This window comes from Hoeflea sp. IMCC20628 (assembly GCF_001011155.1).
GTDB lineage: Bacteria > Pseudomonadota > Alphaproteobacteria > Rhizobiales > Rhizobiaceae > Hoeflea.
The window spans coordinates 3,769,828-3,795,192 of the sequence record NZ_CP011479.1; the positions used below are offsets into that span (position 1 = coordinate 3,769,828).

24 protein-coding genes are annotated in these 25,365 nt (G+C 57.8%); 11 read left to right on the forward strand and 13 right to left on the reverse strand.

Annotated elements, in window-relative coordinates:
• Positions 1–416 precede the first annotated feature (416 nt).
• Together IMCC20628_RS17750 and IMCC20628_RS17760 are read left to right on the forward strand one after the other, a co-directional pair.
• Positions 417–1,124, forward strand: coding sequence for a DUF6538 domain-containing protein (locus tag IMCC20628_RS17750; protein WP_052766517.1), 708 nt, complete (start codon positions 417–419; stop codon positions 1,122–1,124).
• Positions 1,125–1,176: 52 nt separating this feature from the next.
• A protein-coding gene (locus IMCC20628_RS17760; protein WP_156174385.1) for an IS3 family transposase occupies positions 1,177–2,528 on the forward strand; the annotation gives its coding sequence in 2 pieces (ribosomal slippage) (positions 1,177–1,513 and positions 1,513–2,528; 1,353 coding nt in all).
• A 4-nt stretch (positions 2,529–2,532) separates the two neighbouring features.
• Here IMCC20628_RS17760 and IMCC20628_RS25195 read toward each other — a convergent pair.
• The gene (locus tag IMCC20628_RS25195; RefSeq protein WP_156174566.1) at positions 2,533–2,919 is read right to left on the reverse strand and encodes a hypothetical protein; all 387 of its coding nucleotides are present in this window, start codon (positions 2,917–2,919) and stop codon (positions 2,533–2,535) included.
• Here IMCC20628_RS25195 and IMCC20628_RS17765 point away from each other — a divergent pair.
• Entirely contained in the window at positions 2,884–4,065 is a 1,182-nt protein-coding gene (locus tag IMCC20628_RS17765; protein ID WP_156174567.1) for an autotransporter outer membrane beta-barrel domain-containing protein, read from the forward strand. The two genes, IMCC20628_RS25195 and IMCC20628_RS17765, sit on opposite strands and share 36 nt — an antisense overlap.
• Before the next feature lie 241 nt (positions 4,066–4,306).
• Here the strand turns inward: IMCC20628_RS17765 and IMCC20628_RS17770 are convergent, their stop codons facing one another.
• The gene (locus IMCC20628_RS17770; protein WP_245307813.1) at positions 4,307–4,939 is read right to left on the reverse strand and encodes an IS6 family transposase; all 633 of its coding nucleotides are present in this window, start codon (positions 4,937–4,939) and stop codon (positions 4,307–4,309) included.
• Positions 4,936–5,070, reverse strand: coding sequence for a hypothetical protein (locus IMCC20628_RS25830; RefSeq protein ID WP_280949421.1), 135 nt, complete (start codon positions 5,068–5,070; stop codon positions 4,936–4,938). Before IMCC20628_RS25830 ends, IMCC20628_RS17770 begins: the two co-directional genes overlap by 4 nt.
• Before the next feature lie 196 nt (positions 5,071–5,266).
• On the opposite strand from IMCC20628_RS25830, the gene IMCC20628_RS17775 reads away from it, so the two are divergent.
• From IMCC20628_RS17775 to IMCC20628_RS17785, 3 genes are all read left to right on the forward strand, one after another.
• Positions 5,267–6,808 (forward strand): phospholipase D family protein, encoded by a 1,542-nt coding sequence (locus tag IMCC20628_RS17775; RefSeq protein WP_082128208.1) that lies wholly within the window; start codon positions 5,267–5,269, stop codon positions 6,806–6,808.
• Between the two features lie 263 nt (positions 6,809–7,071).
• Positions 7,072–7,830 (forward strand): endonuclease/exonuclease/phosphatase family protein, encoded by a 759-nt coding sequence (locus IMCC20628_RS17780; protein WP_082128209.1) that lies wholly within the window; start codon positions 7,072–7,074, stop codon positions 7,828–7,830.
• A gap of 238 nt (positions 7,831–8,068) precedes the next feature.
• Positions 8,069–8,899, forward strand: coding sequence for a crotonase/enoyl-CoA hydratase family protein (locus IMCC20628_RS17785; RefSeq protein WP_047031323.1), 831 nt, complete (start codon positions 8,069–8,071; stop codon positions 8,897–8,899).
• A 41-nt stretch (positions 8,900–8,940) separates the two neighbouring features.
• On the opposite strand, the gene galE is transcribed toward IMCC20628_RS17785, so the two are convergent.
• The 3 genes from galE to mscL form a co-directional block, all read right to left on the reverse strand.
• Entirely contained in the window at positions 8,941–10,053 is a 1,113-nt protein-coding gene (galE, locus tag IMCC20628_RS17790) for a UDP-glucose 4-epimerase GalE (protein ID WP_082128211.1), read from the reverse strand.
• Positions 10,054–10,160: 107 nt separating this feature from the next.
• Positions 10,161–11,327 carry a pyridoxal phosphate-dependent aminotransferase gene (locus tag IMCC20628_RS17795; protein WP_047031324.1) on the reverse strand — a complete coding sequence of 389 codons (1,167 nt, stop codon included), beginning with the start codon at positions 11,325–11,327 and terminating at the stop codon, positions 10,161–10,163.
• Positions 11,328–11,516: 189 nt separating this feature from the next.
• A complete protein-coding gene (gene mscL, locus IMCC20628_RS17800; protein ID WP_047031325.1) occupies positions 11,517–11,930 on the reverse strand; it encodes a large conductance mechanosensitive channel protein MscL in 414 nt (137 codons plus the stop codon).
• A 235-nt stretch (positions 11,931–12,165) separates the two neighbouring features.
• Between mscL and IMCC20628_RS17805 the strand changes: the two genes are divergently transcribed.
• Positions 12,166–15,666, forward strand: coding sequence for a PAS domain-containing hybrid sensor histidine kinase/response regulator (locus IMCC20628_RS17805; RefSeq protein WP_047031326.1), 3,501 nt, complete (start codon positions 12,166–12,168; stop codon positions 15,664–15,666).
• Between the two features lie 56 nt (positions 15,667–15,722).
• On the opposite strand, the gene IMCC20628_RS17810 is transcribed toward IMCC20628_RS17805, so the two are convergent.
• Both IMCC20628_RS17810 and IMCC20628_RS17815 read right to left on the reverse strand, forming a co-directional pair.
• Positions 15,723–16,379: a response regulator transcription factor gene (locus IMCC20628_RS17810; RefSeq protein WP_047031327.1), complete on the reverse strand. Its 657-nt coding sequence runs from the start codon at positions 16,377–16,379 to the stop codon at positions 15,723–15,725.
• 191 nt (positions 16,380–16,570) lie between these two features.
• The gene (locus IMCC20628_RS17815; RefSeq protein WP_047032719.1) at positions 16,571–17,014 is read right to left on the reverse strand and encodes a hypothetical protein; all 444 of its coding nucleotides are present in this window, start codon (positions 17,012–17,014) and stop codon (positions 16,571–16,573) included.
• 124 nt (positions 17,015–17,138) lie between these two features.
• Between IMCC20628_RS17815 and IMCC20628_RS17820 the strand changes: the two genes are divergently transcribed.
• Positions 17,139–17,486, forward strand: coding sequence for a DUF952 domain-containing protein (locus IMCC20628_RS17820; protein WP_047031328.1), 348 nt, complete (start codon positions 17,139–17,141; stop codon positions 17,484–17,486).
• A complete protein-coding gene (locus tag IMCC20628_RS17825) occupies positions 17,483–18,562 on the forward strand; it encodes a quinone-dependent dihydroorotate dehydrogenase (protein WP_047031329.1) in 1,080 nt (359 codons plus the stop codon). Before IMCC20628_RS17820 ends, IMCC20628_RS17825 begins: the two co-directional genes overlap by 4 nt.
• Positions 18,563–18,564: 2 nt before the next feature.
• On the opposite strand, the gene IMCC20628_RS17830 is transcribed toward IMCC20628_RS17825, so the two are convergent.
• Positions 18,565–19,857 (reverse strand): MATE family efflux transporter, encoded by a 1,293-nt coding sequence (locus tag IMCC20628_RS17830; protein ID WP_047032720.1) that lies wholly within the window; start codon positions 19,855–19,857, stop codon positions 18,565–18,567.
• 65 nt (positions 19,858–19,922) lie between these two features.
• A complete protein-coding gene (locus tag IMCC20628_RS25465; RefSeq protein WP_197078333.1) occupies positions 19,923–20,156 on the reverse strand; it encodes a hypothetical protein in 234 nt (77 codons plus the stop codon).
• An 88-nt stretch (positions 20,157–20,244) separates the two neighbouring features.
• On the opposite strand from IMCC20628_RS25465, the gene IMCC20628_RS24365 reads away from it, so the two are divergent.
• A complete protein-coding gene (locus IMCC20628_RS24365; RefSeq protein WP_197078334.1) occupies positions 20,245–21,333 on the forward strand; it encodes a GGDEF domain-containing protein in 1,089 nt (362 codons plus the stop codon).
• Positions 21,334–21,396: 63 nt separating this feature from the next.
• On the forward strand, positions 21,397–22,302 hold the full coding sequence (locus IMCC20628_RS17840) for a histone deacetylase (protein WP_047032722.1): 906 nt from the start codon (positions 21,397–21,399) through the stop codon (positions 22,300–22,302).
• 2 nt (positions 22,303–22,304) lie between these two features.
• Here the strand turns inward: IMCC20628_RS17840 and IMCC20628_RS17845 are convergent, their stop codons facing one another.
• The 3 genes from IMCC20628_RS17845 to IMCC20628_RS17855 form a co-directional block, all read right to left on the reverse strand.
• Positions 22,305–22,571, reverse strand: a complete 267-nt coding sequence (locus IMCC20628_RS17845; protein ID WP_047031330.1) for a DUF6460 domain-containing protein — start codon at positions 22,569–22,571, stop codon at positions 22,305–22,307.
• A gap of 63 nt (positions 22,572–22,634) precedes the next feature.
• Positions 22,635–24,248 carry a cisplatin damage response ATP-dependent DNA ligase gene (locus IMCC20628_RS17850; protein ID WP_082128213.1) on the reverse strand — a complete coding sequence of 538 codons (1,614 nt, stop codon included), beginning with the start codon at positions 24,246–24,248 and terminating at the stop codon, positions 22,635–22,637.
• Between the two features lie 3 nt (positions 24,249–24,251).
• Entirely contained in the window at positions 24,252–25,262 is a 1,011-nt protein-coding gene (locus IMCC20628_RS17855) for a ligase-associated DNA damage response exonuclease (RefSeq protein ID WP_047031331.1), read from the reverse strand.
• Positions 25,263–25,365 lie beyond the last annotated feature (103 nt).

Consider the following 25,365-nt stretch of genomic DNA (forward strand, 5'->3'; position numbering starts at 1 on the left):
CTCCAATGCGTCTTAACATTCTGACAATTCAGCCCCCTGTTATTGATGCTCACGCAGATGTGCTGGCTAGAATTGACGGCTTCTTGTTCCGTTGAATTTGATGAAATTCCCCCAACTCTGGAACAAAGTGCCCGTGATCGCATCTACTTGTATTTGATGCGCACTAAGTCCTACATCTGAGCTCTCTCTGACCCGCGAACAATGCCAAGCCTTGCAGTTCGTATGGGTCCACGCTATGGGTACACATCGTTTAATTTCGGCGGTTAAGAATCCTTGTTTTCCGGGCGTTTGCGAGCATATTTGACAGAGTTCGAATCTCTCCGGCAGCACCAGTTTCAAGCATTAGAAATCAATAACTTGTTGGTTTTGAAGGGCTAATCCTTCTCACTGTTCCATCACACTGTTACAGTGGAGCAATGGAATCGATGCCTGGACATCCCCGCCTCTTTCGTCGTGGAGCGACCTTCTATCATCGCGCCGCTATCCCTGCTGACATCAAGGCGACCTACCCCAAAACCGAAGAAACCTTCTCGCTCAAGACGAAGGATTACCGGGAGGCCGTGCGGAGGGTTCGGATACAAGCTGCAAGGATTGATCGCCTATTTGAAGCTCATCGACAGGAGCTGAAACGCGAGGCAGAACCAGCACTTGCCGAGCTTACTCCAGCGCAAATCGAATATATTGGCGAGGTTTATTATGCCCATATCCTTGACGAAGACGAGGAGATCAGGCTGTCGGGTTTCGAAGGAAGCTCATTTGAAGAACGTGCTGAGCTAACCGACACGCTTGACGGCGTAAACCGCGAGTATCTGGCTCGCGGTATTCAAGACGAGTTTTTCTCTGACGAAGCAGCCGAAATCCTGACATGGACTAACGTGAATCTGAAGCTCGCCCCTGATTCTCCAAGCTGGCCGCGGCTCATTCGTGAGCTCCAATCAGCCAGAATAAAAGCAACCGATGCGATACGTGCCTGGAACAAGGGAGACGTCGTTAAGACACCTGTCGTCAAATCTGACACTCAAATTTCCAGCGTTGATACTCCACTATTGTCCGAGACGATAACCCGCTGGGTGGAAGAGAAAAGGCGGACTTGTCTGACGTCAGCGCCCGTGGGACAGATTTGAGGATTTGAACAACGGAGGATTTCTGGTTCATCTTACCGATTGGGAGATCGAGATGAGACAGAAGCCTGAAACATCGAAGAACGCAGCTGACAAGCTGGTCAAGAACATCCGCCGCAAGACCCGCCAGACCTATTCAGCGGAGGAAAAAATCCGTATCGTTTTGGCGGGTTTGCGTGGAGAGGAAAGCATCTCGGTGCTGTGCCGCCGCGAAGGTATCGCCGAAAGCCTGTATTACAGCTGGTCGAAGGAGTTCCTGGAAGCAGGCAAGCGCCGGCTCTCGGGTGACACAGCACGGCAAGCGACGTCGCCGGAAGTAAAGGACCTTCGCTCTGAAGCCTTGGCGTTGAAGGAATGCGTCGCCGATCTGACCCTGGAGAACCGCCTGCTCAAAAAAAGCATGACAGGTGCTGGGGAGGACGAGGCATGAGATACCCTGCGACCGAGAAGCTTGAGATCATTCGCACGGTCGAAGGATCGCACCTGCCAACCAAGCAGACCCTCGATATGCTGGGCATACCGCGCACCACTTTTTACAGATGGTATGATCTTTACCTCGACGGTGGGGTTGTTGCCTTGGATGATCGGTCTCCACGGCCGAAGTCGGTCTGGAACCGTATCCCCCAAGACCGGCGTGATGACCTGATTGAGTTCGCGCTGGAACACGAGGCGCTGACGACCCGGGAGCTGGCAGTCAAATACACTGATGAGAAGCGGTATTTTGTCTCTGAATCATCGGCTTATCGTATCCTGAAGGAAGCCGATTTAATCACCGCACCGGCCTATGTGGTGATCAAGGCAGCCAATGAGTTCAAAGACAAAACTATCGCCATCAATGAGATGTGGCAGACCGACTTCACCTACTTCAAGATCATCGGGTGGGGCTGGTATTACCTCAGCACGATCCTGGACGATTACAGCCGCTACATCATCGCCTGGAAGCTTTGCACAAACATGCGGGCCGAGGACGTGACAGACACCATTGAACTGGCGCTTCAGGCATCGGGCTGCGACCAGGCCGTCGTGCGCCACAAACCGCGCCTGCTCAGCGATAACGGGTCATGTTACATCTCTGGCGATTTGGCTGAATGGCTGGAGGACAAGAAGATGGATCACGTTCGTGGAGCCCCGTTCCACCCGCAAACCCAGGGAAAGATCGAGCGATGGCATCAGACGATGAAGAACCGGGTCCTGCTGGAAAATTACTATCTGCCAGGCGATCTTGAACGCCAGATCGAGGCCTTCGTCGACTACTATAACAACAGGCGCTACCACGAGAGCTTGAAGAACGTCACACCCGCCGACGTCTACTTTGGGCGCGACAAAGCCATCTTGAGAGAAAGGAAAGAGATCAAGAAGCTGACAATCCGCCAACGTCGCTTGCACCATCAAAAACAAGCGGCATAATCAGTCACACAAACGAACCAGAGCCTCCAATACTCAAGCCGCTCTGATGTCCCATTTTATCTGACGACGGACAGTCAACATTGGCAGCATTGAAACCGATGGTGTGGCCGGGTTCGGAATTCTTGCGGTCAACAACAACACGGTGAGGAATTCTGGCACTATCGCCACCAGCGGTTTGGCTTTTTATGGCATCCTGGTGGTAGATGGAAATTTCGTAGACAATTCCGGGCGTGTCACCACCACCGGGGACAACGCTCATGGCATTTTGGCGAGAAACGGCAATCTGCTCGTCAATTCCGGTACCCTCCTTGCCGGCGGCATCGGCGCGGCTGGCATAACGGCCGGTGATAATAATTTGATCAGGAACAACGGTCGTATTGTCAGCGCACAATCCGATGCGATTGCACTGGGAGCCAACAACGAACTGGCTCTGTCTGCACCAGCCTTTATTGGCGGTCGCTTGGCGCTGGGTGCAAACACACGCGTCACGATCACCACCGGTCGCTCGCACTCGATTCTTTGGGACTTGTCGTCGGGCACCTTGGCCGGTGGGGCGCCGGTGCTGATTGGCAACCGGGTACCGGTCTTCTACGATCCGGGCACGATGCTTGTGGCGACCTACGATCCGACCTTGCTGGATGTCTCCCAAGATGCGCTCGGGGATGTTTCCGACGCGCTCGCTTCGACCGCATCGCGCGGACTGCAAACCGGTGACGGCTGGTGGGTGTCGGCTTTCGGTGCGGCTGCGGATCATTCCGGTGACATTGCAACGCTCGACCGCACCGTAAAGATCGGCGGCCTCGCCACCGGGCACAATTTCGGGGCCGGGAGTCAATTTTCCGCCGGGCTGCTCGCAGGCATCTTTACCACGCAAGCCGGTGCCAAATCCCCGTTCCTCCAATCTTTCAAATCGGACGGAACCGGCTTTTTCGCCGGTTTTCAGGGCCATGCAAGACAGTGGGGGGGCTGGCTTGACTTCGGCGTCATCGGTGGCGGCATTTCTCACGACGATCGCCGCTTCGTGAACCACAACCTCGCCGTTGCAGGCGTGTCCTGGACCGACAATGCGCACGGTAGCTGGTTTGCCATACCGCATGCCGCGATTGGTGCCGATTTCGCCGGCCGTAGCGCCTGGACAATCACGCCCTCGGCGCAACTGCGTTATGCCGCCGGCTGGATCGAAGGATATGGCGAGAACGGTGCTTATGCCAACGCGACTGTCGGAGTGCGGTCAATCGGGGTTCTCAATGCAGCTGTCGAGATCGCCGCGCGAAAGATGACCGTCATCGGTCCCGTCAGCCTGCGGGCGGGCTATTCCCACCGGTCGTTCGTTGGCGATCGGGCGGCAGAGGTTTCACTGCTCGGCGTCACGCGGTTTGTTGAATCGGGGAATGAGGATACGGGCGCTTTCTATGCCGGAGCAGGCGCCATTGTTGCTGTCGGCGCAAGAGGCTGGCTTGATCTGGATATGCGCGCTGACCATGGCGAGGGGCGGAAATCGTTCAGTGGCAACGCGACACTGAAAATTCAATTCTGAGTTCACCTTCAGCCGGGCCGCCCGAAACCACAGCGCCTGTCTGTCAATCGATGGTGAAAGCAATGACAGCTGAACTCAAACTCGTCTCAGTATTCCAGTAACAGCAATCTATTGGGCTGCTCAGAGATCGCCTCACTCGGCCAGAGTGGCGGCACGGTGGCACCGTAAAGTTAAAGGGCTACTGCCCAAAGCTGGCACTCGCCGCTTCCTCTCACGCGGCCTGCAGGCGCGCGACCTCACCTCACATTTGCATCGCTGCGGTTCTCATTTCACGGTGATGGTGGGACGGGATATCGTGGCGTGGAATGTGGAAGAGGTTTGCGACCGGGTGATGGATGGAGACGAAACGCTGGAGATGTCGAGCTGATTTGAAGCCCTTCATGATGCGCTCTCGCCTTCGTGTCGGCTGATGGGACTTCTCCGCCCGGTTATTCAATCCCTTGTGCGAACGGTGTTCGACGCCGGGCATGATGTCGCGTTTGGCCGCGCCGTAGGATCCGGGTTTGTCGGGGATCATCACACGGGGTGCTTGACCCTGTACTTTCAGAAGCTTTCGCATCAGACGTTTGGCGGCCTTGGTATAACGGCGGGTCTGCACCAGAACATCAAGAACGAAGCCATCCTGATCGCCGGCCCGCCACAGCCAGTGCTTCTTGCCGCCTATGGTGATGACGACTTCATCGAGATACCATTTGTCGCCAAGCTTTCCGGCTGAACGTCGCCGGATTTCATTGGCAAAGTGGCGACCGAATTTCTCGGCCCAAAGGCGGACTGTCCGGTGCGAGACAATGATTCCGCGCGCCGCCAGTAAGTCTTCGACCATCCGCAAGCTGAGCGGGAAACGAAGATAAAGCCAGACAGCATGAGCAATCACTTCAGCTGGAAACCGGTGGCGGCGATAAAGGGGATCACGAACGGTTTGGGTCGTGCCGCAAAATCGCACAGGCCGATCGCCGCGGGGTTAACGTTACGATGCTCATTGCCGACAGGAAGGGCGGCGGCCAAGCTGGTCTGCTTGGCAATCCGCAAATTCGAGAAAAATGTTCGCATTATCCGGGAATGGTATGCAGCCAGAAAGCAGTCCGCTATCACGGTCGGGGAGCGCTTCAATGCGTGACTGCATCTCAGAGCTTCATGGACCGGGCCAGACACACAGATTTCATGATGTCGCCAGCAGCGTCAAACGCCCAGAAAGAATGTGATGTTTCACGCCCTGTATTATATTTTTGGACTGGTGCTCCTGGTGACAGCGACGGTGATTGTCTGCCGCCTTGTCTTTGCACTGCCAACCCCCAGAGGACGCTCTGATACGATCGCGAAGCGGCCGGCAGGGTCTGGTCCGTTGGCTGTCGCTCTTTCCAAGTTAAGCGTAGACCATGCGGGACTGACAGGCATCGCCCCGCTCCAGGAAAGTGCACATGCTTTTGCCGCACGGGTCTCTCTCGCCGATGCAGCCATATCATCCATCGATGCCCAATATTATATCTGGCACAATGATCTGACCGGATACCTGCTGCTGGACGCATTGTTGCGCGCAGCGGACCGTGGTGTGCGGGTGCGGTTGTTGCTCGACGACAACGGCGTATCCGGCCTTGATTGCGAACTGGCATATCTGGATGCCCACCCCAATATCGAGGTCCGGCTTTACAATCCGTTCAACCTGCGGCGCCTGAAGATGCTGTCCTATGGCTTCGACTTCTTTCGGCTGAACCGCCGGATGCACAACAAGTCGTTCACGGTAGATGGCCACGCGACGATCCTCGGCGGACGCAATGTGGGTGATGAGTATTTCGGGGCAGGACAAGCAGCGCTTTTTATCGATCTGGACGTTCTCGCCGTGGGCAAAGCTGTATCCGACGTTTCAGCAGAATTCGATCGTTACTGGGCAGCCCCATCGGTGCATCCCGCAGGCGCGATCCTTGGCAAAACCAAGGCAGAAAATCCTATTTGCGAGGGACTGGCCAGACGTCAGAAGAGTCCGCGACTGAATGCTCATCGCGCACTACACGAAACACCTGACATCGTCGAAGCCCTGGCCCAGGGCGATCTGAAACTGGAGTGGACAACCGCTATTCTGGTCAGCGACGACCCGGTCAAGGGCGAAGGCGCCGTGCCGCGTGAGGATCTGCTTGCCGTGCGTTTGATGCAGGCTGTCGGAAAGATTGAATCCCGCTTCGACGGGATATCACCCTATCTGGTGCCGGGCATCGCCGGGGTCAAAGCCTTTAATGCACTGAAGGCGCGGGGTGTCGCATTGCGCATGCTGACAAACTCGCTGGAAGCGACCGACGTGCTGCCGGTCCATGCGGGCTACACCAAATACAGAAAAAGAATGCTTCGCTCCGGGGTAAGGCTTTTCGAACTGCGGAGGCAAGCCGCACCCGAACCACCAAGCAAGATGTTCGGACACTTTGGTTCTTCAGGGTCAAGCCTGCACGCCAAAACATTCGCTGTCGATGGCAAGCGCATCTTCGTGGGATCATTCAATTTCGACCCCCGGTCGACAACGCTCAACACTGAAATGGGCCTGTTGATCAACAGTGAACAAATGGCCAGGGGAATACATGAAGCCTTCGATCGTGAACTGGCTGGATTGGCCTGGCGCGTTGAACTGAACAAGGGGCATACTGTGTGGGTTGATCTCACGACAGGCGCAAAAACAAGAAACGAACCCGGCTCAAATATGCTCAAGCGGATGGCCCTGGCGGTCATCGGATGGCTGCCGGTTGAGTGGCTTCTCTGAGAGGACTATAGCCGTTCATGACCAAACGACAGCTTGCCGCATTTGCATGCCTGTTATTGCCTCGGCTTTGCTCGAATACAGCACAATCTGCCGTCTTCCGACACACTGGCAATTGCTCAAATCATTCCCATATTTATTTGGGTGGCGGAACAACTAGTCCGTTTGAAGCAATGTCTGCGTCGCGGGACGACTGGATAGCTCCGTCACGTGGACCGAGTTGCGCCATTGCCACCTGTATTTGATGATGCATCGAACAAGGGAATATGACAATTTTTGACATGGCTCAAAATATGAAACCGGTCACCGAAACAGCCACGTCGCTAAGCATTGCAACTTACAATGTTCGCAAAGCGATCGGCCGTGATTATCGGCGCGATCCGAAACGTATTCTTGAATCCGTATCAGATCTGGATGTTGACGTCGTCGCCCTGCAGGAAGCCGATTATCGCTTCAAGCAGCGCCAACCCATTTTCAATTCAGAGCAAGTTCGACATCTGACGTCCATGCACACTGTCGCTTTGGATCATAATCAGAATGGGCTTGGATGGCATGGCAACATTCTTCTGGTGAACCCGAAGATGACTATTCTGGACGCCCGTATCATTGAACTGCCCGGTCTTGAGCCCCGCGGAGGTCTGCTTGTCGATCTTGCACATGGCGGGACTGAAATCCGGATCATCTCTGCCCATCTCGGAATCCTGGCGCCCTATCGCCGGCGCCAGGTTGAGGTCTTGATGGAAGCGGCAGATATAGAATCGGGACGCACTACATTTATATTGGGCGATTTCAATTGCTGGGGAAAGTCACGGTGGAGCCTGAAGCCGTTTCGAGACTTCCTGCATGAGGCCGCCTGCGGAAAGACATTTCCCGCTGGCAATCCGATCGCCTCACTCGACCGGATTTTCTACACTGACCATGCGCATCTGAAATCCTGTGGCCCAGTGTTGAACGGTTTGACTCGCATTGCGTCAGACCACTTGCCCGTGCGTGCGCAGTTTGTCATTGCTACCCCACAGCCTTGATCACGGTTGTTTCTGACCGAATGCCCCCCATGTCGAAGATCTTCCTCCAGCGACAGGAAAACCAGCCATTGCGGAGGACCGCCGGTTTTCGGAAACGATGAAGGCGCGGCGCCGCAATAAACCCGCGAGAGTCAAGTTTACACGGGCGCCGGAGGCGACAACTCATTGGGGGGAATTGCTCGATCCACGGTTTCTCAAACCGGGATTGGAGGATAAAAGGAGGCAAAGGGAGTCCATCATGACCTATGCCTGCTTCGCGCTCGAGATTGCCGACCACATCGCCCATATCCGCTTCAACAGGCCGGATAAAGCCAACTCGATGACGATGGAGTTCTGGAAAGAACTGCCGGAGGCGATTGACCGGATTTCCAACGACGCAGAAGCGCGGGTCATCGTGATTTCGTCGGAAGGCAAGCATTTCACCTCGGGCATGGATGTTTCGGTGTTCATGAGCGGCGCGCTTGATGCGGATGGGCCCAATAAGCATGTTTCGGCGGAGGCATTCCGGCACAAGATCAAGGCGTTGCAGCAAACATTTTCCTGCATCGAACGCGCCCGCCAGCCGGTGCTTGCCGCCATCCAAGGTGGCGCCATCGGCGCCGGTGTCGATCTGGTCACTGCCTGTGATTGCCGGTACGCGTCTGAGGACGCATTTTTCGCAGTTCAGGAGACTGCTATCGGCATGACCGCCGATGTCGGTACATTTCCACGTCTGGTGCGGTTGATCCCCGAAGGATGGGCACGGCAGATGGCCTATACGGCCGAGCGGCTTCCGGCAGCCAAGGCCAAGGAAATCGGGCTGATCAACGAGGTGTATGAGACCCATGAGGCGTTGCTCGATGGAGTGATGGCGATCGCGCGCAAGATTGCCGCGCACTCACCTCTCGCCGTGTCCGGATGCAAGACGATGGCGAATTATGCCCGCGATCACTCGACTGCGGATGCGCTGGACTATGTCTCGGTGTGGAACGCCGCGATGTTGCGTCCCGATGACATCAAGGAGGCATTCATCGCGCGCGGCGAAAAGCGTATGCCGGAATTCAGCAACCTAAAACCGATTGCGAACTGACCCGAAACAGAAATCCGGCGGAGTTTGAGCATCGCTCGTTTCTAACGCCTCGCCAGAGCGGCTTGTGGCACCCCGGCATTGCGCGAATCCTCATCCAGGGCATCATGAGGCGGCGACCAATCGAGCACTGTTCGAGCCGATTGCTCGCCTTCAGACTGCAGACCTGCATGATTGCTGCGCAACAAGGCTGCCTCCCAGGCCAAGGCACTGCTGACAATCTTGTCGATATCATCATGCTGCGGCCGCCAACCAAGAACGGTTCTGGCTCTGGTTGAATCGGCGACCGACGTGACAATATCGCCATCCCGCCGGGGTCCGAGACGGATATCGAAGTCCCGTCCGCTGATGCGTCGCACCGAGTCGAGAACCTCGCGCACGGTGTAGCCGCGGCCGTAGCCGCAATTGGCAATCAGGCTGTCGCCGCCAGCCCGCAGGTAGGACAGCGCATCCAGATGCGCGGCGACCAGATCGGTGACGTGAATGAAATCGCGCACGCAGGTGCCGTCACGGGTGGGGTAATCGGTGCCGAAGATTTCAATGCCATCACGCTTGCCCATAGCGGCTTCGGTCGCCACCTTGATCAGATTGATGGCGCCACGCGTCGATTGGCCGGTCCGTCCCATGGGATCAGCGCCGGACACATTGAAATAACGCAACGCCGCATAGCGGAAATCATGCGCGGCGGCTGCATCGGCCAACATGGTTTCGGTCATCAGTTTGGACAGGCCATAAGGCGATTGCGGCAATGTTGGCGTGGCTTCGGCAATGGGTTGGTTGCCTTCCGTCCTGCCATAGACAGCTGCGGTCGACGAGAAGACAAATTTGCCGACGCCGTTTTCGATGGCCGTGCGGATCAGCGCCAGAGAATTGGCGGTGTTGTTCTGGTAATAACCGAGCGGATCGGCCATGGATTCCGGCACGGAAATCGAGCCGGCGAAATGAACGATCGCCTCGATGCCATGCGCCTGAATGAGCTCGGCAATGGCGCCGGTATCAGACACATCAGCACAGACGAGTTTCGCCTCAGGCGCTACGGCCCAATCGAAACCGGTTGACAACCGGTCGACCACAACCACGTCCTCGCCAGCATCCAGCAAGGCCCAAACCATATGGCTGCCGATATATCCTGCTCCCCCGGTTACCAGAACTGTCATGGTCAATCCCTCGATGGTGTCTTTACCATGCAAGGATGCACATCAAAATTCAAGAAACGATGAACGATGGCAGTGCTGCCGGGGAACAGACTGGTCGGAGACGGACGCTACAACGAGGAAATGTACCTTGCCAACCGGCCAGCGGCTTCCTCGATGTGATCGAGGCGGCGCAGGAAACAGGCGCGCAGAAACGTAGCCCCGCCCTGATCAAAAGCCGTGCCGGGAGCCAGCCCCACCCCGGCGCGATCTACAATATCGATTGCCGCAGCTTTGGTATCGGTGACGCCATCGATGCGGAAGAATGCGTAAAAAGCGCCGTCAGGTTTCTGGGTCACAACCCGGTTCGTGCCGGTCAGCGCATCGCAGAACAGATCTCGCGCTGCAGCCGCCTTGGCTATCTGTGCATCAACATAGCCATCGCCATGCTCAAGTGCTGCCAAGGCACCCTTCTGCATGAACTGGGGAACGCCGGATGTCTGGTACTGGACGCTGTTTTCAAGAACCTGGATGATCGAAGGCGGCGCCACGATCCAGCCGACCCGCCAACCCGTCATCGACCAGTTCTTGGAGAAAGTGTTGACGAACATGATCCGGTCATCGTCATCCATGATGTCGAGGAACGAAGGCGCGCGTCCTCCGGCGTAGAAAAACCGGGTGTAGATTTCGTCGGCAATGATCCAGAGGCCGTGCTTGCGGGCCAACTCAAGGATTGCCACCAGATCGTCCCGTGTCGCCGTCCAGCCTGTCGGATTGGATGGAGTGTTGATGAACAGCGCGCGGGTTTTGGGTGTGATCACGCTGGCGATCCGGTCCGGATCGATGCTCCAGCGACCGTCGGCGTAATCAAGCGGCGCTGCAACCGAAACACCGCCCGACATTCCCAGCGCCGCGGCAAAATTGGGCCAGGCGGGGGTGATCTGGATGACTTCGTCGCCGGGATTGGTCACCGCCTCGATGGCGATCTTGATCGCCTGCATGCCCGAGCCCGTGACGCAAAAGGCATCGAGAGGCAGTGTCCGGTCGAAATGGCGGGCATAATAGTCTGACAGCGCCTGCCTGAGTTCGGGAATGCCGCGTTGCCAAGTGTAGAAGGTTTCACCAGCAAGAAGCGCATCGGCAGCTGGCCGGGCGATGAAATCAGGTGTCGACTCGTCACCCTCGCCTGCCCACAGCGGGATCAGCCCGGGCTTGAGGCGGCCGTGATTGACGACCGTGACGATACCGCTTTCAGGGGCTTCGATGGCCCGGCGGCTCAGACTGTCAAACTGATTCATGGCAAACTCCGTTTGCCTCTCATAGCTGTTCGGACTGATGACTGCATCCCTCCTGGCCTTATCAATCCATGGAAATTTCTGATGCGCCAGACATCCGCAATGAAAATGGCCCCGGCATTGTCAAGCCGGGGCCATTTTCATTTTCGTACCCAGCCCGCCATACGCAGACTGATGTCCAAACCCGAAGGTTTACTTTTTCAGGAGATCACGGATCTCGCTGAGCAGTGCGATGTCAGCAGGCGGCGCAACGGGAGCAGCCGGAGCCACTTCTTGTTCCTTGCGCATCGAATTGACCGCCCTGACCATCAGGAAGATGATCCAGGCCAGGATCAGGAAGTTGATCAGAACCGTGAGGAAATTGCCGTAGGCAAGCACAGCGCCCTGTTCCTTGGCAGCTTCCAGCGTTGTTGCCGTCACACCGCTCGCAAGCGGGATGAAGAAATTGGAAAAATCCATGCCGCCGAAAATGGCGCCGACGATTGGCATGATGATGTCATCCACCAGGGATGAGACAATCAGACCGAAAGCACCGCCGATGATAACACCGACAGCCAGATCCATGACATTGCCCTTGGCGATAAATGCCTTGAACTCGTTTAACATAGTCAGTCACTCCGTTGAGCGCGCGTTGTCCCTGTGGGAATAAACCGCTCGACCCGCGCGCAAAGCCAGTCCGGTTTAAGCATCTATTAACATAAACACGCAATTGGGAAATGAGCGTATGCTCATTACCTGGGCAAAAGTCAAATATAAGATGCAACCTGAACCAAAGGCTGCCTTGTTTGACCGTCTTTACAGACTATGCTGCTGGCTGGTGGACAGGTGGGAGTGAGAAACAATGATGCCCGGCTGGCTGGTTTTTGGATCAGCCCTCTTTTATCTGCTGATGCTGTTTGCGATAGCCACCTATGGCGACCGTTCAGCCAGACAGCGGCGAAGGCGGATGGCTGGCCGCCCGATCATCTATTCTCTCAGTCTGGCAATCTACTGCACGTCCTGGACATATTTTGGCGGGGTTGGATTGGCCGCGTCGCGCGGTCTGGAGTTCACCGCGATCTATATCGGCCCGATCTTGATGTTCACGCTTGGCATGCCGATCCTGAAGCGGATCGTGACTCTGGCCAAGGCCGAAAAATTGACATCGATCGCCGACTTCATGGCGGCGCGCTATGGCAAGAGCCCGACGGTGGCGGCGCTGGTCGCCCTGATTGCCGTGATCGGAACCATTCCCTACATTGCATTGCAGCTGAAAGCAGTCTCGTCATCCGTGGCGGTGATGGTCGATGTCGAACAATTGCACCGGGTCACCGAAACATTCTTTCTCTCTGACATCTCCTTCTTCGTCACTCTGGTGCTCGCGGCTTTCGCGGCGATTTTCGGCACCCGCCATACGGACGCGACCGAGCACCAAGATGGCCTGATTTTGGCGATCGCCATGGAGTCGCTGGTCAAACTGCTGGCGTTTACGCTGATCGGATTGTCGGTCGTTTTCGTGATGTATGACGGTCCCTGGGATTTGCTCCGGGCAGCCACCGCGCAGGCTGACGTAATGGCGGCGCTAAGCTATGAGACGCCGCCGTTGCGCTGGGGCTTGCTGGTCGTGCTATCGTCGTTCGCCATCATCCTGCTGCCGCGCCAATTTCACGTGGCGGTGGTGGAGAACCGGACGCCGGGCGAACTCCGGCTGGCCGGGTGGCTGCTACCGCTCTACCTCGTTGCGATCAATATTTTTGTCCTGCCGGTTGCGATTGCCGGGGTTCTGCAATTCGGCTCGGGCGGCGCCAGCGATCTGTTTGTGCTTGCCCTGCCGATGACCAACGACATGCCGGTCATTGCACTTCTGACATTCATCGGCGGCTTTTCGGCAGCAACAGCGATGGTGATTGTCGCATCCGTGGCCGTCGCCATCATGGTCTCCAATGACATCATCGTTCCGGTGGTGCTCCGGCGGCGCGACAGGCGTGGCCAGAGCGGCGATTTTTCGCGTCTGATCCTGGTCATACGGCGCACCGCGATTGTCGGCATTCTGTTGCTCGGCTTTGCCTATTATCGCGCTGCCGACATCAATGCCGGGCTGGCCTCCATCGGCCTTTTGTCGTTCGCGGCGATCGCACAGCTGGCGCCGGCCTTTTTCGGCGGGCTGTTCTGGCGCCAGGCCAACGCCCGCGGCGCGGTTGCCGGCCTTTCCAGCGGAATTGCCATCTGGGCCTATATGCTGATGGTTCCAAGTCTGGGCGGGCCGGATAACAGCCATGTGGCGGCGGCCATTCTCGATTTCGTCATCCCGGGCACCAGCAGCTTTACCGGGCCGGGCTCGGATCCGCTGTTTAATGCCGTTGTACTGAGCCTGGCGGTCAACTGTCTGTTTTACGTGATCGGGTCGCTTTCGCGCCGCCCGAAATCCATCGAGCGGATCCAGTCGGCAGTGTTCATACCGCAGAGCCGCAGACTGGCGACTTCGGGCCGCAGCTGGAAGACCAAGGTAACCGTCGCCGACCTGAAACAGACGATCAGCCGGTATCTTGGCCATGAGCGGACCGAACGGTCGTTTCATTCGCACGAACGCGCCATCGGGCGATGGATCAAACCCGATGACCCTGCGGATATGGGCATGTTGCGGTTTGCAGAGCAATTGCTGGGCAGCGCCATCGGCTCGGCATCGGCACGTCTGGTGCTGTCATTGTTGTTCGAACGGGCCGACGATATTCCCGGCGATACAGCACGCTTGCTCGACGAGGCGTCAGAAGCGCTGCAATATAATCGCGACCTGTTGCAGACAGCGCTTGGACAGATGAACCAGGGCATCACGGTTTTTGACAGTACCAACCGGCTGACGGTGTGGAACAAGCGGTTCCGCTCATTGCTGGAACTACCTGAAAATGTCGGGCAGGTCGGGTTTTCGCTGGAGAGTATCATCTCGATCCTGGCTGATCGGGGCGACATCAGGGACAGTGAAAAACAAGATACACTGGACCAGTTCCAGATCATGGACACTGCTTTTGCGCTGACCATCGGAGCGGAAAAGAGAATTGTCGAAATCCGCTCGAACCCGATGCCGGACAGCGGCATCGTGACCACCTATGCCGACATCACCGAGCGCGTGGCCGCCGACATGGCGCTCAAACAGGCCAATGAAACGCTTGAGCAGAGGGTGACACACCGCACCGCCGAATTGACCCGGGTGAACCGCGAGCTTGAGAAAGCCCAATTGACCGCTGAAGAAGCAAACATCGGCAAGACGCGGTTTCTCGCCGCTGCCGGCCATGACATCCTGCAACCGCTCAACGCCGCCCGGCTCTACTCGTCCACACTGGTTGAACGGCTGGGCAATTCTCCCAACCAGAAACTGGTGCAGAATATCGATTCCTCGCTGGAATCAGTGGAAGCCATTTTGGGTGCCGTGCTGGATATCTCCCGGCTCGACACCGGCGCCATGAAACCGCAATTGGCAAGCTTCCCACTCAATGATTTGTTGCAACGGGTGGTCACCGATTTCGCGCCGGTGGCACGTGAGAGAAACCTCAAATTCACGGTGATGCCGACCAGCGTTTATGTACGATCCGACCCCAACCTGTTGCGGCGGCTAATCCAGAATCTGGTTTCCAACGCCATCAAATACACCCGTGAAGGCCGGGTGCTGGTGGGTGTGCGACGGCGCGGTGACACGGTTCTCATTCAGGTCATTGATACCGGCATCGGAATCCCCTCAAGCAAGTTCCGAACCGTTTTCCGTGAATTTGCCAGGCTTGAGGAAGGCGCGCGCACGGCATCGGGGCTCGGATTGGGGCTTTCGATCGTCGATCGCATCGCTCGGGTGCTCAAGCATCCGGTCGACATCGCCTCGCAAGCCGGAAAAGGCACTGAATTCCGGGTGGAGCTGCCGCTTGAAACCAACATCAAGCGCATCCAGGCACAGCCCAAACGCGCCGGTGCGGAACAGGCAAGCACCAACCTGAAGGGACTTCGGGTTCTGTGCATCGACAATGAACCCAAAATTCTGGAGGGCATGACACTGTTGCTTGGCGGGTGGGGATGCACGGTGCTGGCTTCCGGCTCGCTGAATGAAAGCCTGACAATCGCCGAAACAGAGGACGCGCCCGACGTTATTTTCGCCGATTACCATCTCGATGACGGGACCGGAATCGAGACCATCATCGCGCTTCGCAAATTGTGGAGAATGGATATTCCTGCACTTCTGGTCACCGCTGACCGCACGCCGGAAGTCCGAGCTACCGCTGCGGTTGACCGCATCTCGGTTCAAAACAAGCCGATCAAGCCAGCAGCGCTTCGCGCCTTTCTCAATCATGTGACTGTCACCCGACGCAAAGCGGCAGAATAGAGCATCGCACGATGCTCCAAGCAGCGTGCCACGCACTCATGCCGGATCGCCTCTGATCAATCGTTCTGGGTGAGAACCTCCGCGCCGATCTTGGAGAGTTGAATGACGGCCTGGGTCCGACTGTCGACGCCAAGCTTCTGCAACACCGCAGAAACATGCGCCTTGATCGTGGCTTCGGAGACGCTGAGCTCATAGGCGATCTGCTTGTTGAGCAGGCCTTCGGCCAGCATTCCGAGCACTCGGCCCTGCTGCGGGGTCAGGGTCTGAATGCGGGCAATCAGGCTGGCAATTTCCGGATCGTGCTCGGATCCCAGGTCCACCCCCGGTGGTGTCCAGATGCCCCCGTCCAGGACGGTTTGAACGCCCTGGCGAATTTCGTCGATACTGGCGGATTTTGGAATGAATCCCGAAGCGCCCAGTTCCAGCGCGCGGCGCATGGTTGGCGGATCGTCGGACGCCGACACCACCACCACTGGCAGGCTGGAAAATTCGGCGCGGAACGCAATCAGCCCGGACAGCCCCGATACACCCGGCATGGTCAGATCCAGAAGAATCAGATCCGCTTCCGGATGGTCACCTGCTTTCTTGCGCGCGGCCTCGAGATCGCCAGCCTCCAGAATATCGATGCTGGCGCCCATGCCCTCCAGGGCTTGCCGCATCGCTCCGCGAAACAATGGATGATCGTCTGCTATGATAAGTGTCAATTGCGCCATGCGCTCTGCCCCCCGATCGCGCTCCCGCGATAAACCAGGCACTAGGCCTGATTTGTGAAGCGCACTCTAGCGGCGCAGCAAGGCTTCGCGCAAGGGCGGCAATCCGATGAGGCGCCAAAGTGGCGATTCAGTCAGGGCGAAGACTGACCTTGCAGCCTGCCGCCCGATCGGGGCTCTCTGTCAAAGCAGTATCAAGTCCTGTCCGGCACCGGCTCTGGCGGGATTTTTGGCTTGTCGTCAAAATCCTTCTGCAGTTCTTCAACCATGCCGAAAAACCGGCGCATCATTTTTTCCATGGCACTGATGGCCTTATCCAGTTCGGCCTCATCCGGAAGCTCATTGCCACGTCCGTCCGGTTCGAGCGAATCAAGCCGGTCTTCCAGATCCGTGACGCGAGCCGAGAGCTCCGACAGGGTTTCCTCAAAGGCGTGACGCTCGTCGGCGGCAAGCCTGCAGACAAGTTGACCGGATTTTTCGGTGCAGATTGACATCTCACCGGTCAACTTATCCATGCGGACAAAGCCATCCTCTGTCTTTTCCATGGTAAAGCGGCTTGCCAGCGGTTCCTGGGCAAAAGCCTGAGCGGATATGATCAACGCCAGGGCTGAAGCTGGAAGAATTGCAAAACGGGTCATGACGGCACACTCCTGCTTGTATATGTGATGACACGCAATGAAGACAAAATCGAGAATGGATCCTAAAAAGCTGTCAATGGAACGCATAGCCGTGGGCGGCAGCAGGAAAGCGAGACAATCAATCATGCATGCGACAATTTACAAGATTACACCTGAAGCCCTCTGGCGCGTTGCAGAAGCCGAAGGCCGCTTTACCGGCGCACCGGTGGATCTGGCCGATGGTTTCATTCATTTTTCAACCCGTGATCAGGCAATCGAGACAGCGCAAAAGCACTTTGGCGGACAGGGTGATTTGTTGCTGGTGGCTATTGATGCGGGTGCGCTCGGCGAAAAACTGGTGTTCGAAACCTCGCGGGGCGGCGCATTGTTTCCGCATCTTTACGCAGACATGCCCCTGTCCGTGGTCAAATGGGTCAAACCATTGCCAATCGGTCCAGACGGCGCGCATGTGTTTCCGGATATGGAGGCATGAAGAGCCTGCTTGACGGGATTGCCCGGAGCGCGCTTTTCAGGCTCGATCCGGAAACAGCGCACGGGCTTTCTATCAGCGCGCTGAAAAGCGGACTGGTGCCCGCTTGCCGCACCAGCGACCCGCGTCTCTCTGTCAATATCGCCGGGCTGGCGTTTCCCAATCCGCTGGGGATGGCTGCAGGCTATGACAAGAACGCCGAAGTTGCCCCGGAACTGTCGCGTCTCGGGTTTGGCTTTGTCGAAGTCGGCACGCTGACTCCCAAGCCGCAATCGGGCAATCCAAAACCCCGCGTATTCCGTCTGGTCAAGGATCACGCGGTCATCAACCGTCTGGGGTTCAACAATCAGGGCCACGCCGAAGCCCATGCCCGGATTTCGGGCCGCCGCCGCGATGGAATTCTCGGGGTCAATATCGGCGCCAACAAGGATACGGCAGACCGGGTCGGCGATTATGTCGCTGGAATTTTACGTTTTGCCGATGTGGCGGATTATTTCACCGTCAATATTTCCTCACCGAACACGCCTGGCCTGCGCAATCTGCAAAGCCGCGAAGCCCTGTCGGACCTGTTGAGCCAGGTTCTTGCCGAACGCGACGCGAAGGCCAAGCGCATACCGGTGTTTCTCAAGATCGCACCAGATCTGACTGAGGCCGATCTCTATGACATCGCTGCGGAATGCCTGGCGCAAAAGCTTGACGGCGTCATTGTCTCCAACACCACGTTGTCGCGCACCGGACTTGTCCCTGATCCGAAGGTGAACGAAGCGGGCGGGCTGTCCGGACGGCCAATGTTCGAGCGCTCGACGATTGTGCTGGCCAAGATGCGGCAACGGCTCGGCGCCGATATGCCTCTGATCGGGGTGGGCGGCATCGACAGCGCCGAGACGGCTGCTGAAAAAATCCGCGCCGGCGCGGATCTGGTGCAACTCTATACCGGGTTCATCTATGGCGGACCGCTGCTTCCGGGCCGGATCGTCCGTGATCTGTCGCGGCTCTGCGATCGTGAAAATCTGGCACGGCTGTCAGATCTGCGTGACACCAGAACAGCGCATTACGCGGGTTTGACCATTCCTGAATAGGTTCAAGCTGCGCCAAAAGCCCTGTCCATGCGGCGGGGCAATATGGCGAGCAAGGTGAAGCCACGCGCCGCAAGGAAGATATTCAGCGATATCCAAAGCCCCTGATTACCCCATATTTCGGTGAGGCCGACTGACAGGCCGATGAACAGGGCGAGCGACATCAACATCATGTTGCGCATGTCACGTGACCATGTCGCGCCGATATAGACACCGTCCATCTCGAAGGCGAGCACGCCGGATAGCGCAGTCAGCGCCGCCCAGAACAGATATGCCCCAGCTTCGGTGCGGACCGTTTCGAGAGTCGTCATCAGCTCGACAACCGTCGTGCCGAAGATCAGAAAAAAGGTGGTTGTGAAGGCGGCGAGGCCAAAGCCCCAGATGACGGTCAGTCGAACGGCCTTGCCGAAAGCCTGCCGGTTGCGTGCGCCAATGGCCCGTCCGGCGATCTGTTCGGCCGCAGTGGCGAAACCGTCAAGATAGTAGCCGGCGACCATGAAAAAATTCATCAGGATGGCATTGGCGGCCAAGGTGGTCTCGCCAAAGCCGGTGCCCATGCGGGTGAACCAGGCAAAGGCGATGATCAGCGCAAAGGAGCGGATCATGATGTCACCATTGAGCGCCATCAGCTTCAGGATTGAAGGGCGGTTGATGATCCGCTGCCAGGACGGGCCATGGGCGCGATCAAATTTGCGATGAATGATCAAAAGCCCCGTGGCGCAACCAACCACCTCGGCAATCACCGTTGCAAACGCGACGCCTTCAAGACCGTAGCCAAGCCCCAGGCCCAGCCAGATCGACAGCACGATATTGGTGCCATTGATGATGGTTTGCAGAAACAGCCCGGTTCCACCCATCCCCCGGCCGAGCACATATCCAAGGATGGCATAATTGGACAGCGCGGCTGGCGCGGAAAGCGCCCGGATCACCAGATAGGTCGAAGCTGCCGCTGCGACCTCACCTTCAGCTCCCATGAATGCCAACCCGCCTGCCAGAAGCAGTGGAATGGCGGCAATGACAACGACACCTGCGACCACCGCGATCATCAGCGATCGCCAGAACACAGCCTGCTCTTCAGTCGGATCGTCACGGCCCATGGCTTGCGCAACCAGACCCGTGGTCGATGAACGCAGGAAATTGAACGTGGTGAAGACAAGATCGAAGAGGATCGCCGCAATCGCCAACCCGCCAATCAGTGCTGCATCGCCCAAGCGGCCAACCACCGCGGTATCGACCAGCCCGAGCAACGGCGTGGTCAAGAACGCCAGCGTCATCGGCACCGCGATGGCGAGCACCATGCGGTTGTTGACGTCAAAATCACGCCCGGCAGGCGGCAGCACATCAGGCGTCAGGGACAAATTGGTCACGTGGCAAATCCAGCAAGGAAGACTGTTTCTTTCCTGTTCGAGTTTGCGGCTCGTGTAAAGGGGCCGGCATCAGGGTTCGGGCCATCAACCCAAGCAATATCTGGTGCTGATTTCGCTACTGGCATGAGTACGTGAATTGGGCCTTTTTTAACCTCCATGGCATACTGGAAGGGCCTTGCCGTCAGGCTGAGAGGCGTTCGCTTGGAATCATCATACATCTTATCGACCATCAATCCTGTCGTGGGACTGCTGTTCGCTTTGACATTCTTCCTGATATGGAAACAGCAGCCAGACAGGATACATATTCTGAACTGGGCTTTGGCTTTTTCTCTTGGCAGTATCGGGTTCGCCTTCGAATTCCTCAATTACTTCAATCCGATGTTCAGGCTCATGGACGGAGTCAATATCTTCGTGCCCATCTGTGTGCTGCTGGTCGCCAGGGGCGTGTGTCTGCGCTACACAGGCAATGCACCGACCCGCCTGTTGCTTTTCATCCTTGCCGTTGCCGACCTCACCGCATGCTGGATCAATTTTGTTCATCAAAATGCGTTCGGGCGTGGCCTGTCCATCAGCGTCGGGATCGTCCTCCTGCTGTCCACCGGGATATGGGCGATATTGAAAACCCGGACACGTGACAAAATCGATCTCGGAATTCTTGTTGCCCTGATGTCGGCGGCAATATTGGTGCTTGGACGGCCTGTGCTTTCATTCTTCATCGAAGGCGCACCAAAAATCGGCGTTATCGAAGACACATCGTTCTGGGCTGTCTCGCTCAAGGTGGCAGGGCTTTACAGCCTGCTGGTGTTGGCCATTCTGTTCATGCTGCGCATTGCCGCTGACCTGTTTGCGGAGCTCAATCAGCAATCGATCACCGATTCATTGAGCGGCCTGCTCAACCGGCGCGGTTTTTTTGCTGCTGCGGAGGCCGTCGCGCTTCAGGCAACCCCAACACTTCCGATTTCGGTTCTGCTACTCGACATTGACCATTTCAAGAAGGTCAACGACAGCTACGGTCACCAGACCGGCGACAAGGTGATTCAGACCATTGCGGGTTTGATGCAAGCGAGTGTGCCGGACAATGCGGTGGTCGGCCGATTGGGCGGAGAGGAATTTGGCATTTTCCTTCCCAACACCGGCAGCATGGCGGCGCTGGCCTTTGCCGAGTCACTCCGCGCGTCCATTCACCTGCAATACCACGCCTGTGTTCCTGCAACTCATCCAATTACCGTCAGCATTGGACTGTCGGAGGGTACCGGTGAGAACCTGGAACTGTTGCTGCACCTTGCAGATATCGGACTATACAACGCCAAAGACAGCGGGCGCGATCAGGTTAGAATGGCGGGCAGCGAGGTGCTTGGAAGAGACGGAAGACGAAGGCCGGGCAAGCTGGTTCTATCCGGAAGCTAAAGCGCGCGACGCACGGATACGCTTTTGATGGACGCCCGGGATCGGTCGGGGCATAAATCGCCGATGTCATCTTTGCCCATTATCCATGCCCCTGCCTATGATGCCGGTTTTGACCCGGGCCACCGCTTTCCGATGGGCAAATACACGCGGCTGATGCAGTTGATCAGCGAAACCGGCTTGAATTCGGTGGCGGAGTTTCACGCGCCCGCGCCGGCGCCCGCTGAATGGCTGACGCTCGCGCACCATCGGACCTATGTGGATCAGGTGCTTGCCTGCAAGGTGCCCGCTCTCATCGAACGCGAGATCGGATTTCCAGTCGATGTCCGGGTAAGCATGCGGGCGCGGCTGGCAACCGCCGGCACCGTGATGGCGGCACGGCTGGCGCTCAGCCAGGGCATTGCCTGCAACACCGCTGGTGGCAGCCACCATGCCCGGCGCGCACAAGGGGCCGGGTTCTGCACCTTCAATGATGTGACGGTAGCCGCGCTCTTGCTCCTTGCCGATGGCGAGGTTGGCCGCGTTCTGGTTATTGATCTCGATGTCCACCAGGGCGATGGGACCGCCGAGATCTGTGCGGATGTAGCTGCTATCCGCACCGTGTCGATGCACAGCGAGAAAAACTACCCGGTGCGCAAGCAGCCATCGACAATCGATGTCGGTCTGCCCGACGGGGTGCGCGACGCGGCCTATCTTGAATCACTTGACTGGCTGCTGCCACGAACGATTGACGGCTTTGCGCCGGACCTGGTGTTTTACAATGCCGGCGTCGACCCGCATGAAAATGACCGCCTCGGGCGCTTGTCACTTACCGACAAAGGCCTCGAAGACCGCGACCGGCGGGTGTTCTCGTTCTTCAGGCAACGCGGCGTTCCGGTCGCCTCGGTTCTGGGCGGTGGATACAGCCGTGACATCGACGCAGTCGCCAGACGTCACCTGCTGACCTTCGAAGCCGCGTCCGGGTTTGTCTGAGCCTATTTCCGCAGACTGAACAGCCGCACAAGGATGAAGACGGGAATCACTACGCCGGCGCCGAGCAGGAAATAGGTGCCGAAGCGGCCCAATGCGGCAAAGCCGGTTTCCCAGAGATTGACCAGAAAATCTCGGACGATGTACAGGATATCGAGCGGATACCAGTTAAACGCAGCCATGATCACGCCGACTACGAAGGAAGCAACCAGCAACTTGAGTGCTGTTCTGCCGGGCGTGTCGCCCAGAAAGCGTGTCAGACCATTGCTCATGCTGGCAGTTCCCGTTTTGCGTTGCCCCTCACATAGTCATGCACGGCCCTCCGGGCAAGAGTGTCATGCAGCACCGTCAATCATCCGCTCAAGCGTGTCCAACCGGTCCGCTTCGCCCGGCGGCTTGTCCCAGCGCAGCCGGTTGATGCGCGGAAATCGCATGGCGACACCGGATTTGTGACGGCTTGAGCGATTGATGCCTTCAAAAGCAACTTCGAATACCAGCCCCTTGTCGAGACCGGCACGCACCGACCGCACCGGGCCGAAGCGCTCGATGGTGTTGTTGCGGACATATTTGTCGATCTCGACAAGCTCGTCATCGGTGAAGCCGAAATAGGCCTTGCCGACCGGGACCAGTTCCCCCGGCTCGCGCCAGACCCCGAAAGTGTAGTCGGAGTAAAAACCCGACCGTTTGCCATGACCACGCTGCGCATACATCAGCACCGCGTCGATCAGGAAGGGATCGCGTTTCCACTTGAACCACTCGCCCTTGGGACGGCCCGGAAGATAGGGTGCCGCCCTGCGCTTGATCATCACGCCCTCGATCACCGCAAATGGCGGATCAGCACGTAGCGCAGCAAGTTCATCCCAGCTTCCGAATGGAAGCATTTCAGAACAATCGAACCGCATCGGGTCAAGCTCTCCGACAAAGGCCTCAAGCTTCTGCCGTCGGTCAAGAAAGGGTTGGGCGCGCAGGTCTTCGTCGCCGGCCTGAAGCAAATCATAGGCACGGAAGAAGGCCGGATGATCGCGCAATTGTTTGGCGCTGACGGTCTTGCGGTTGAGGCGTTGCTGAAGATCGGAAAAACCGCCGGTTTCGATGCCGCTGCCTGATGGCCGGGCCACCAGCAATTCACCGTCCAGCGCACCGTCAAAGGAAATCGCGTCAACCAGGTCCGGGAAGGCTGCGGAAATGTCGTCGCCGGTGCGGGTGTAGAGCCGGCTGATGCCGCGCTCGGATGTCGCCTGCACGCGGATGCCGTCCCATTTCCATTCGGCAACGAAATCCGCCGGGTCGAGCCTTTCAAAGTCTTTCACGTCGATGGCGTGTGACAGCATCACCGGGCGGAACGGGGCTGCGCTCGCATTCACCGGCTTCTCGCCGGTCCCCTCGAGCCAGGCAAACAGATCGGTATAAGGCGGTGTCAGTCCGTGCCAGAGTTCCTCGATCTGATTGACATCGACATCGCCAAAAGCGGCTAGCGCCTGCTTGATCAGCCGGCCCGAGAGCCCCATTCGAAATCCGCCGGTGACCAGCTTGAGCAATGCGTACCGGCCCGGCGCATCGAGCCGGTCAAGCCAGTCCTCGACAAGACCGGGACCATCCCGGCGTGAGGATGCGATCAGTGTTTCGACCACTTCGGTCAATCCCGGCGCATCATTGCGGCCGGCAAGTGCCTCGCCCTTCTCTGGCCAGGCGAGCGCGATGGTTTCGGCCAGATCGCCGACATAATCATAGGAATAGCCGAACAGTTCGGGATCCATGCGGGCGGAAATCAGTTCGCGCAATTGCGCCGGCTTGACCGCAGGTATGTCAAGATCGCGGGCGATTGCCGCCAGCGCGTAACCGCGCTCAGGATCGGGTACAATACGGAAGTAATCCTGCAACAGCGTTAGCTTGGCATTGCGCGAGGGTGTGAACGCCAGCATGTCGAGAAGGTCAGCGAAACGGTTCACGGATCAGTCTCCCTCATCTTCATAGCCGACGAGATGCAGCGGCTTGGCCGGAATGCCCTGCATTTCGCACCAGCGCACCAGCGCTTCCTCGCGGCCATGGGTGACCCAGACCTCGCCCGGTGCGACTGCCTGGATGGTATCGGCGAGTTCATCCCAGTCGGCATGATCGGAAATTATCAACGGCAACTCCACCCCTCGCTGACGTGCACGCGCCCTCACCTGCATCCAGCCCGAAGCGAAGCTGACCAGCGGATCGGGAAAGCGGCGGGCCCATTTGTCACCGAAGGCTGACGGCGGACCAAGCACGATGGCGCCGGCGAAATCGCCCTTGGCGCCATTTTCGATCGTGGCCGGGCGCAAGTCGCCCAGCGCAATGCCCTGGGTTTCATAATAATCACAAAGCTTTTGCAGCGCGCCATGAATGTACAGTGGCTGATGATAACCGGCATCGCGGATCAGCCGGATCACCCGCTGCGCCTTGCCCAGCGAATAGACCCCGATCAGATGGGCCCGATCAGGGTTGCGGCTGACGGATCGCAGCAAGCGGTTGATTTCATGGCCCGCGTCAGGATGGCGGAACACCGGCAAGGCAAAGGTCGCCTCGGTGATGAAGACATCGCAAGCCACCGGCTCGAAGGTGGCGCAGGTCGGGTCCGGCCTCGGTTTATAGTCTCCTGAGGCGACGATGCGCAGACCGTTCATCTCGACGGAAATCTGCGCCGAGCCCAACACGTGGCCCGCAGGGTGAAACCTGACCGTTACATCCTTGATGCGGGTGGTTTCACCCCAACCAGCGGCTTGCGTTTCCCGGGCGTGGTCGGCACCGTAGCGGATTGCCATGATGTCGAGCGTTTCCGGTGTCGCCAGAACATGGTCGTGACCGGCTCGGGCATGATCTGCATGGCCATGGGTTATCAGCGCCCGGTCGACATTGCGCACCGGATCTATGAAAAAATCGCCCGGCGGGCAGTAGAGGCCTTCTCGGCGGGGGATAAGCAGGTCTTCGGGTCTCATGGTCATGACATCAAGTTAGGGCGGTGCCGGGCCAAGTAAAAGGGCTTGCCTTTACCGCGCGACGGCACCATAGGCAGGGTCCCTCTTACGCTTCCGGCTCCCA

Excerpts from the sequence above, each read along its gene's own strand:
- IMCC20628_RS17750 (WP_052766517.1), top strand. The coding sequence starts at position 417 with ATGGAATCGATGCCTGGACATCCCCGCCTCTTTCGTCGTGGAGCGACC.
- IMCC20628_RS17775 (WP_082128208.1), top strand. The coding sequence starts at position 5,267 with ATGTTTCACGCCCTGTATTATATTTTTGGACTGGTGCTCCTGGTGACA.
- IMCC20628_RS17780 (WP_082128209.1), top strand. The coding sequence starts at position 7,072 with ATGACAATTTTTGACATGGCTCAAAATATGAAACCGGTCACCGAAACA.
- IMCC20628_RS17785 (WP_047031323.1), top strand. The coding sequence starts at position 8,069 with ATGACCTATGCCTGCTTCGCGCTCGAGATTGCCGACCACATCGCCCAT.
- galE (WP_082128211.1), bottom strand. The coding sequence starts at position 10,053 with ATGACAGTTCTGGTAACCGGGGGAGCAGGATATATCGGCAGCCATATG.
- IMCC20628_RS17795 (WP_047031324.1), bottom strand. The coding sequence starts at position 11,327 with ATGAATCAGTTTGACAGTCTGAGCCGCCGGGCCATCGAAGCCCCTGAA.
- mscL (WP_047031325.1), bottom strand. The coding sequence starts at position 11,930 with ATGTTAAACGAGTTCAAGGCATTTATCGCCAAGGGCAATGTCATGGAT.
- IMCC20628_RS17805 (WP_047031326.1), top strand. The coding sequence starts at position 12,166 with ATGATGCCCGGCTGGCTGGTTTTTGGATCAGCCCTCTTTTATCTGCTG.
- IMCC20628_RS17810 (WP_047031327.1), bottom strand. The coding sequence starts at position 16,379 with ATGGCGCAATTGACACTTATCATAGCAGACGATCATCCATTGTTTCGC.
- IMCC20628_RS17815 (WP_047032719.1), bottom strand. The coding sequence starts at position 17,014 with ATGACCCGTTTTGCAATTCTTCCAGCTTCAGCCCTGGCGTTGATCATA.
- IMCC20628_RS17820 (WP_047031328.1), top strand. The coding sequence starts at position 17,139 with ATGCATGCGACAATTTACAAGATTACACCTGAAGCCCTCTGGCGCGTT.
- IMCC20628_RS17825 (WP_047031329.1), top strand. The coding sequence starts at position 17,483 with ATGAAGAGCCTGCTTGACGGGATTGCCCGGAGCGCGCTTTTCAGGCTC.
- IMCC20628_RS17830 (WP_047032720.1), bottom strand. The coding sequence starts at position 19,857 with ATGGTGCTCGCCATCGCGGTGCCGATGACGCTGGCGTTCTTGACCACG.
- IMCC20628_RS25465 (WP_197078333.1), bottom strand. The coding sequence starts at position 20,156 with ATGGTCGATAAGATGTATGATGATTCCAAGCGAACGCCTCTCAGCCTG.
- IMCC20628_RS17840 (WP_047032722.1), top strand. The coding sequence starts at position 21,397 with ATGTCATCTTTGCCCATTATCCATGCCCCTGCCTATGATGCCGGTTTT.
- IMCC20628_RS17845 (WP_047031330.1), bottom strand. The coding sequence starts at position 22,571 with ATGAGCAATGGTCTGACACGCTTTCTGGGCGACACGCCCGGCAGAACA.
- IMCC20628_RS17855 (WP_047031331.1), bottom strand. The coding sequence starts at position 25,262 with ATGAGACCCGAAGACCTGCTTATCCCCCGCCGAGAAGGCCTCTACTGC.